Annotated in this window: 8 protein-coding genes; 5 read left to right on the top strand and 3 right to left on the bottom strand. The window is 38.3% G+C overall.

Annotated features, from left to right (window positions below):
* Positions 1–932: 932 nt before the first annotated feature.
* The 5 genes from JQM82_RS13565 to JQM82_RS13545 all read left to right on the top strand — a co-directional run bounded on the left by JQM82_RS13565 (position 933) and on the right by JQM82_RS13545 (position 5,157).
* Positions 933–1,142: a hypothetical protein gene (locus JQM82_RS13565; protein WP_002303258.1), complete on the top strand. Its 210-nt coding sequence runs from the start codon at positions 933–935 to the stop codon at positions 1,140–1,142.
* Positions 1,143–1,253: 111 nt separating this feature from the next.
* Entirely contained in the window at positions 1,254–2,867 is a 1,614-nt protein-coding gene (locus JQM82_RS13560) for a recombinase family protein (RefSeq protein WP_002323152.1), read from the top strand.
* A 43-nt stretch (positions 2,868–2,910) separates the two neighbouring features.
* The gene (locus JQM82_RS13555; protein ID WP_235250917.1) at positions 2,911–3,549 is read left to right on the top strand and encodes a hypothetical protein; all 639 of its coding nucleotides are present in this window, start codon (positions 2,911–2,913) and stop codon (positions 3,547–3,549) included.
* A 453-nt stretch (positions 3,550–4,002) separates the two neighbouring features.
* Complete coding sequence (locus JQM82_RS13550) at positions 4,003–4,191, top strand: hypothetical protein (RefSeq protein ID WP_235250916.1); 189 nt, start codon at positions 4,003–4,005, stop codon at positions 4,189–4,191.
* Positions 4,192–4,269: 78 nt separating this feature from the next.
* Positions 4,270–5,157, top strand: coding sequence for a MerR family transcriptional regulator (locus JQM82_RS13545; RefSeq protein WP_235250915.1), 888 nt, complete (start codon positions 4,270–4,272; stop codon positions 5,155–5,157).
* A 499-nt stretch (positions 5,158–5,656) separates the two neighbouring features.
* Here JQM82_RS13545 and JQM82_RS13540 read toward each other — a convergent pair whose 3' ends face one another.
* Genes JQM82_RS13540 through JQM82_RS13530 form a run of 3 tightly spaced genes read right to left on the bottom strand, consistent with a single transcriptional unit; the run spans position 5,657 to position 7,109 of the window.
* The gene (locus JQM82_RS13540) at positions 5,657–6,091 is read right to left on the bottom strand and encodes a hypothetical protein (protein WP_235250914.1); all 435 of its coding nucleotides are present in this window, start codon (positions 6,089–6,091) and stop codon (positions 5,657–5,659) included.
* Between the two features lie 10 nt (positions 6,092–6,101).
* On the bottom strand, positions 6,102–6,788 hold the full coding sequence (locus tag JQM82_RS13535; protein ID WP_235250913.1) for a cell division protein: 687 nt from the start codon (positions 6,786–6,788) through the stop codon (positions 6,102–6,104).
* An 18-nt stretch (positions 6,789–6,806) separates the two neighbouring features.
* Positions 6,807–7,109, bottom strand: a complete 303-nt coding sequence (locus tag JQM82_RS13530) for a hypothetical protein (protein ID WP_235250912.1) — start codon at positions 7,107–7,109, stop codon at positions 6,807–6,809.
* Positions 7,110–7,264: the final 155 nt, after the last annotated feature.

Genomic DNA, 7,264 nt, shown 5'->3' with positions numbered 1-7,264 from the left:
AAGTGAAAGAAGAAAAATAAATTTTTTATTAAATCTGCAACAAAATGGCTACTTGCGTACAGATATGGTGCGAGAAAAGGAAATCTAAACTTTTTTTGAAAATAGGTCATTAAATCGGGGCTTGCTGTCCCTATATGAAGTGAAAGAAGAAAAAAGTTTTGAAAAAATGACGGAAATTCGTGATTAGTGGACAGTCTTCTGTGAAAAGAGGAAAAACATCATCATTTTGTATTCAAACAGGCATTAGCAGTTGAGTGTTGATGTGAAAAGATGAAAATACTTTGTTCTCAACTTAACAATTTAAGGTTTCCGTTCCCTATATGGTGCAAAGAAAATATTTCATTCTATTGTTGGCAGTAACGGTATGGTTTGGGTAGTTAGGGTGTGAAAAGGAAAATATTCTTTTTTCATCATCAACTTAGCAAAATGACATTTTCTATCCCTATATGGTGCATGAAAAGAAGTTAAAATTTTTCCATTTAAACTTAGCAAATGGACGTTTGCTGTACAGATAGTAGTGAAAAAGGAGAAAATCAACCGTTGATTGCCAAAATGAACCGTTCCATTTGTACTAATAATGGAAAAAGTTTTGGATTTTGGTTACGTTTCTCCTCTTTTCCAACGCGATATATAGGAAAGACGATTTTTTTCTTTCAATCGTTCTTTGACAACTGAATAAAGTAATTCAATACGTTTGACAGACAGCTAGCCGTTGAAACAAATACGCCACGACCTTTCCCCTGCAAGAGCGAGCGAAAACCTATTTGTGTTCTTGTAAAAGATTTGTCCTCTTTTATCGCCATGACCTGTACTGTCAGATAATGATACTCCCGTACAGCCACAGCTTGAGCATTAAGAGCGTCGCACGCAATGGGTACGGCTACATAAGAACTATGCAGAGGTGGAACTCCTGTGGGCTATGACAAAAGCCGTTGAATTGCTTAGAAAGATTTTACAGAAAGGGGGTATGTGTTATTGATAATGCTGTAAAAACAATTCAAAAGAAAAATGGCAAGTGTGGCATTGGCAACAGAGGAAAGACAAAGATTGTAGTAAAAGAGCATTTTTCCGAAAAGGGCAAAACAATGGAAGAACTTCTAACTGATGTCATGCTGGAAAAAGCAAAGCAGACAATCGCATAAAATCGGTGCAGTTGTAAGAAATAGATTGAATGACAAAAAGTACCCGTGTTATACTTTACTTGCAAGCAGGTATTGTAAACACGGGTTAGTTATAAAGGAGGATAACTGACAATGAAACAACAGATTTACAATACTGCACTTTATCTTAGGTTAAGCCGAGATGATGAATTACAGGGCGAAAGTTCCAGCATTACCACACAGAGAAGTATGTTGCGTTTATATGCAAAAGAACATCATTTGAATGTCATTGATGAATATATTGATGACGGCTGGTCGGGAACAAATTTTGACAGACCGAGTTTTCAAAGAATGATTGAGGATATAGAGGCAGGAAAAATCAACTGTGTTGTAACGAAAGACCTTTCCCGTCTTGGCAGAAATTATATTATGACAGGACAATATACAGAATTGTATTTCCCTAGTCATAATGTCCGCTACATAGCGATTGATGACGGTGTAGACAGCGAAAAAGGCGAAAGTGAGATTGCACCATTTAAGAACATCATCAATGAATGGGTGGCAAGAGATACAAGCCGTAAAGTCAAATCAGCATTTAAGACAAAGTTTGCGGAGGGGGCTCATTACGGTGCTTATGCTCCGTTAGGATATAAGAAACACCCTGACATCAAAGGAAAACTGTTGGTTGATGATGAAACAAAATGGATTATTGAAAAAATCTTTTCCCTAGCCTATCAAGGTTACGGAAGTGCAAAAATCACAAAGCAGTTAAGAGCAGAAAAAGTTCCGACAGCGTCATGGCTAAATTTTACAAGATACGGTACTTTTGCACATATCTTTGAGGGAAAACCCGAAAGTAAGCGTTATGAGTGGACGATTGCTCATGTCAAGGCGATATTGAAAAGTGAGGTTTATATCGGAAACAGTGTTCACAATATGCAGTCTACGGTATCGTTCAAGAGCAAAAAGAAAGTGCGTAAGCCCGAAAGTGAATGGTTTCGAGTAGAAAACACTCACGAGCCGATTATTGACAAGGAAGTGTTCTATCGTGTGCAGGAGCAGATAAAATCAAGACGCAGACAGACAAAGGAAAAGGCAACGCCGATTTTTGCAGGGCTTGTCAAGTGTGCGGATTGTGGTTGGTCTATGAGATTTGGAACGAATAAGACAAATAAAACGCCTTACAGTTATTATGCTTGCAGTTACTACGGGCAGTTTGGCAAAGGTAATTGTTCTATGCACTACATTCGTTATGATGTGCTGTATCAAGCCGTATTGGAACGCTTGCAGTATTGGGCTAAGGCAGTACAGCAGGACGAAGAAAAGGTATTGAACAAGATACAGAAAGCTGGCAATGCAGAGAGAATACGGGAAAAGAAGAAAAAGGCAAGTACATTGAAGAAAGCCGAGAACAGACAAAATGAGATTGACCGTTTATTTGCGAAAATGTATGAAGATAGAGCCTGTGAGAAGATAACAGAGCGAAATTTTGTGATGTTGTCCAGCAAGTACCAAAAAGAACAGATAGAACTGGAACAGCAGATAACAAGCCTAAGAGAAGAACTAAGTAAAATGGAACAGGATATGATAGGTGCTGAAAAGTGGATTGAGTTAATCAAGGAATATTCCGTACCAAAGGAACTGACAGCACCATTATTAAATGCCATGATAGAAAAAATCCTCATACATGAAGCAACAACGAATGAGGATAACGAAAGAATACAGGAAATTGAGATATATTACCGATTTATTGGAAAAGTTGAGTAATCAACAAGAGTAATATTTTTAACTAAGGGAAACCGGTATAAGTATGCCGGATATTTCTTTACTGGTTCCGTTGGCAGATATATTAGAAGTTTCTGTAACAGAATTACTGGAAGGGCGGAAGTTGGATCGTACATCGGAAATGAATACAGAACATGTCGAGACTCTAGTGAAGAAGGCATTAACTCTTTCTGAAGATACGCCCGAAAAACAGAAAGAGCGTCAAAAGAGAAATGCAGTTATTTTTTTCAGCTGTGCTTTATTTGCCGCCTTGGAGATATGGGTGGGCATATGGAGTTCATCAAAAATAGGAGTAGACGCTTTTTTTGAGAATTTTCTGATATTGGAAGCGTTAAGTTTCGGGTTTGGTATTTATCTGTGGCTTTTTATAAAAGAACGATTGCCAGTTTACTATGATGAAAATAATATTAATACATATAGTGATGGTGTGTTTCGAATGCATGTTCCGGGAGTCCACTTCAACAACAGCAACTGGCCTCATGTTGTAAAGCACTTACGGAATTGGTCATTAATTACTATGTTAACAGTCCCAATGATATACCTGTTGTTATTGATTGTGATTCCTAATATTGAAAATTGTCATGGAATTCAAATGTGTGTGTTAATTCTTTACTTAGCAGGATTGTTTGTACCGATATATATTGTTGGAAAGAAATACGAATAGTATGGAATTGCAGGAAATGAAAGAGACAATAGTGCAGATGCCGTATACAGGGTATAACTGATATACGGCATCCTTTTTGATTTTTGTAAGAAGGAATTTCATGGCTTGGTTAAGGAAACCGATGAGATCTCTTCAAAACCAAGTAAGCTGCCAAGCGTGTCCGATGATTTGCTCATCGATTGCTGGAGAAGTACGGAAATATAGTCGGTAATAATGCCCCTGAAGCAGTTTTGCACTTTTATCTGTCACGAACTGATATTCCCGGTCATTTTTGATGTTGGGATAAACATCGGTGATAGTGTATTTGATAATAATGAAGAGTTAGAAAAAGAAAAACAAATATTATGTAAATAAAACATCTGGAAGTATCTAAAAAAAAGATTGGCATCGTTGAGAAAAAGTATAAATAGAATTCATTATATATAATCGGCATGGGTAACTGTGCCGTTTTTTATGGTAAAGAACAAAGTTCCTTGGAGTCTTGTTAAAAACTTGATTCTCATTGGTTCAGAAGAAGAAAATCGGTTATTGAAAGACACAGGACAAGAAAGTAAAATGATTCTATCAGATAAAAAAAGATTATTTGTATGGAACAACAGTGGAATGAAATTAAAACAGATGAATGAAGGGGTGTTTAAATGATTTTTTGATTAAAATGTCTTGACTTATACGCTGCGTATACGCTTATACTCCAATCAAAAGAGAGAAGGAGGTTTCATTATGCAGATAAATGAAGTGGTTCAAAAAGTAGATCTAAGCAAGCGTGCAGTCAAATATTATGAAGAACAAGGTCTTCTGACTGTCGAGAAAGATACAAATGGCTATAGAAATTATTCTGAGGACAATATTGTCACATTGAAGAAAATTTCCGTTTACCGGAAACTTGGGATTGGAATAAAAGACATCAAAAAGTTACAGGATGGGAACAACAAAGAGATTTTGGAAAATATCTATCGCGATAAGGAGAGAGAATTAGAAAAACAGAATGAAGAATTGAATGCATTGAGAATCTTCATACAGCAGGGAGATGTGGAACCGGTTTATCAGCTGGTGGACTATCAGACTATTGGAGAAGCGATGAAGGATATGCTTCCAGGGTATTACGGACATTATTTTATGAATCATTTTATGCCGTACCTGCAGATACAGATCCAAACACCAGAACAGGAGCAGGCATATAGAAATATTATTCAATTTTGGGATACTGCAGATATCAAGCTGCCTTTGATGATGAAAATAATGGGATGGATTAGTTTTCATCTGATGCCGAAAGAATCTATGCAGGCTATGGCAGCGCGTGCAGATCAGCAGATGAAGAAGTATATTCAGATGTCTGAGGAGGACTATGAAAAGGTCAAAAAAGAGATTGCAGGAAATGTAAAATTGAAAAACAGCTTCTTTTTTAAATATCATCCGGCTTTTATTTCACAGAGAAAATTTATGAAACAGCTACAGGACAAAGGATATAATGATATTTTTATTCCAAACATGAAAATATTGTCACCAAAATATAAGGAATATCACGATGCACTTCTGCGAGTAAATGACAGAGTGTGTACAGACTTGGGTCTGTACTATGATTCCAATTACAATTTAGTAATGAAATAGTAAATGGGGTAAGGGGAGATGAAATTCTCTCCTTATTATAAAGTAAGGAGGCATTCCATGGTGCTCTTGACATGAGCCTCCTTCGCACATGATGGTCTGGCAAAACGGCAACCGGCGCTGAAAGCGGTTTGCTAGAGGTGCTGATTGTTGCCGACCGTTAGAAAACGGAATTCGGTTGTTTGAGGGCGTAATATGCAGACGGACGATAGAAAAATTATTGAACTATATAATTACCGATCTGAAAATGCAAAATATGATAGTTATTATGTGGTTTTAACAAGTAATGCCAACTTATCATTTGAAGATGTGGATAGGGGATTTGGGGGAAGCTATTTTACTTTAGAAGGGGGGTATTATTGTTGAATACGGCTTGCTTGGTTAGTGATTTATTTAAATAAATAAAAGATTTGAGAATTATCAGAAAAAAGGTAATGCAGAAGAGATGTCGTTATAATCTTAATGACATCTCTTCTGCATTTGTCGGCCAGTAAGAATCACATTAGTTTGCAGATAATTCATGAACAGTAAGCTCTTCAAAGCCAAGAATATTTGAGGGTAGTTCATAAATTTGTTCTGCCATATTAGGGGACTTTCGCAAATAAAGACGATAATAATGCCCTTGAAGCAGTTTTACACTTTTATCTGTCGTGAACTGATATTCCCGGTCATCGCTTCCGATAAGATGTATTTGCTGTGTTTTCTTAAAGGCAGAAACTTCCCGTTTGCTGCAGTATCCTTCCACTGTCAGGTAGGAACCGGAATGGATGAGATGATGCAGGCTGATGCATCGAATCAGGCAGCATGCACCGATCACGAGGCTCATAATGAGAAGGATTTTATCTTTTGTCTGCAGCCCGATGATGCATCCGAATAGTACACAAAAAAAGCCGATTGCCGCCTGGGCAACCAGCTTGAATAATAATGGTTTTGGCATAATACTCCTTTCAAAATCGTTGGAATGAAATTTGCTTCTTAAGATACAGATTGCCCACAGCCTGCAGGACCGGATACTGGATATGCAGAATCTGTGCCTGGTCAGCCAGTGTCTGGTAGGTATCTTCCGTTCCATCATAGAGTTGTGTGAGGACATCCTCTTCCTGCTTTGGTACTTTCTTTTGATCTACACAGGTCACCAGTTCTGCAGTGGTTAGCGGAATGGTTTTTGTAAGCTTTAAGACGATTTCCTCAATGGGCGTGTTTTTTTCTTTCTGCAGATATTTTCCAAAATCTCCGGGCTTGATTTTCCCTTCTACATAGAGCTGGATACAGGTAAATAGCCGGGTGGAGAAAGTTTCGTGAACCGGAAGGATGTGAAGTTTTCCTAAAAGCTGATAAAGTGCATCTACGCCGGTCACCCCTTCTCCTTTTGCAATCAGACCGCGCAAAAGCAGTCGGTTCAGATAATAAGAAAATGCCAGTCCGTCCGGTCTGCCGCTGTTTTTAAGTCGCACATTGTAAGCAGACTCCAGTTCGTGTATCTGCAGAATCTGGAAGGCAAGGCAGCTCCAGAGAATCAGTTCGTGGTCGCATAGCCCGAATTCTTGATGATTATTCAGAACCATAGGAGTGGATTTTCCATTTGGATTTTTGACAAATTTTAATGTGCCGATGGCGGTATAAAGTGTCAGCATAGAACTGCCTCCTTCTTGTTATGATGCTAATAGCTCATATAATATCTCATTTTCTTTCAGCCATTTTCTCGCCTTGCTCTGCCATGCCCTTACCCTGTTGGAAGGAACCTGATATAGTGTTGCAAGATCCCGATCGGTGTAACCGTCTTGCTGCAGACGGAGAGTGGCAATTCCTTTTTGTATCATATTGCTGCTTGCCGCTTCCAGTTCCTTCAGGTATGCAGTGGACAGGTTTTGAATCGCTTCCTGCTCCGTGGAAAGGGAAGTACGATTCTGGTGAAACTCACCTTCATAAGAGTGACCGTCCTCGGATTCGAGCAATGCATCTAAGGAACAGAATCGTTTATTAGTAAGCGCCTAATCTCAGTACGCTAGATAAAAAATAACATCCAGATGCTAGTCTGATCTGGATGCAAGCATTTTACTTTATTTTATTTTTACAGGTATTGATAACCTCCTGGTTCCATGGGGCTAAT

It is taken from the genome of Faecalicatena contorta (genome assembly GCF_021531995.1).
In the GTDB taxonomy this organism is placed as follows: Bacteria; Bacillota; Clostridia; order Lachnospirales; family Lachnospiraceae; genus Dorea_A; species Dorea_A contorta_A.
The sequence above is the reverse complement of the archived record's forward strand: the minus strand, read 5'-3'. Positions and strand labels throughout refer to the sequence as shown.

What these genes read in the sequence shown, in the direction of transcription:
- JQM82_RS13560 (WP_002323152.1), top strand. Translation starts at nt 1,254, where the DNA reads ATGAAACAACAGATTTACAATACTGCACTTTATCTTAGGTTAAGCCGA.
- JQM82_RS13555 (WP_235250917.1), top strand. Translation starts at nt 2,911, where the DNA reads ATGCCGGATATTTCTTTACTGGTTCCGTTGGCAGATATATTAGAAGTT.
- JQM82_RS13550 (WP_235250916.1), top strand. Translation starts at nt 4,003, where the DNA reads ATGGTAAAGAACAAAGTTCCTTGGAGTCTTGTTAAAAACTTGATTCTC.
- JQM82_RS13545 (WP_235250915.1), top strand. Translation starts at nt 4,270, where the DNA reads ATGCAGATAAATGAAGTGGTTCAAAAAGTAGATCTAAGCAAGCGTGCA.
- JQM82_RS13540 (WP_235250914.1), bottom strand. Translation starts at nt 6,091, where the DNA reads ATGCCAAAACCATTATTATTCAAGCTGGTTGCCCAGGCGGCAATCGGC.
- JQM82_RS13535 (WP_235250913.1), bottom strand. Translation starts at nt 6,788, where the DNA reads ATGCTGACACTTTATACCGCCATCGGCACATTAAAATTTGTCAAAAAT.